Origin of the sequence: Halocynthiibacter sp. (assembly GCF_049608145.1) — a bacterium.
In the GTDB taxonomy this organism is placed as follows: Bacteria; Pseudomonadota; Alphaproteobacteria; order Rhodobacterales; family Rhodobacteraceae; genus Halocynthiibacter.
Map to the genome: position 1 here is coordinate 1 of NZ_JBMYXF010000115.1, position 680 is coordinate 680.

A 680-nucleotide genomic window follows, 5' to 3' on the forward strand; every position below is an offset into this window, starting at 1 on the left:
CCGTGCTGATGCGGTGCGGATCGCATTGACAAGTGGGCTGACACGCAAACAAGTGGCCTCAGATTTGGGTGTTGGCTTATCGACACTGAACAAATGGGTCACGGCGCATCGGGACACCGATGTGGTGTCCGACAATGAACTGGATCTTGCCCTCGAGAATGAACGGCTTCGACGCGAGAACCGCATTCTCAAGGAGAAGAGGGATATTCTAAAAAAGGCCACAGCCTTCTTCGCGAGCCAAAAGCCATGAGGTTCAGGTTCATCGAAGAGCATGGCTGTGATTTCCCGACAAACCGCCTTTGCTAGGTACTAGATGTCAGCGAGCGAGGCCTACGTGCCTATCGCAGCCGCCCGGTCAGCCAACGGCAGCGAATTGACATGGTGGTCTTAGCGCATATCAAGGAACAATCTCGCCTCAGCCTGGGCAGCTATGGCAGGCCAAGAATGACGGAGGAGTTGAAAGAGCTTGGCTTGAACATCGGCCATCGGCGGGTCGGTCGATTGATGCGCGAGAATGGTATCCGTGTCGAACGCTCCAAGAAATACAAGGTGACCACTGACAGCAACCATGCCTTCAACATCGCGCCGAACCTGCTGAACCGGGACTTCCATGCGGATGCGCCTAATCAGAAATGGGCGGGCGACATCAGCTACGTGTGGACGCGTGAGGGATGGCTTTA

The 680-nt window shown here is 55.3% G+C and carries 1 pseudogene; it reads left to right on the top strand.

The annotated features are described in order from the left end of the window. Positions 1–680: pseudogene (locus ACPGUT_RS16060) on the top strand (IS3 family transposase); the annotation flags it as partial.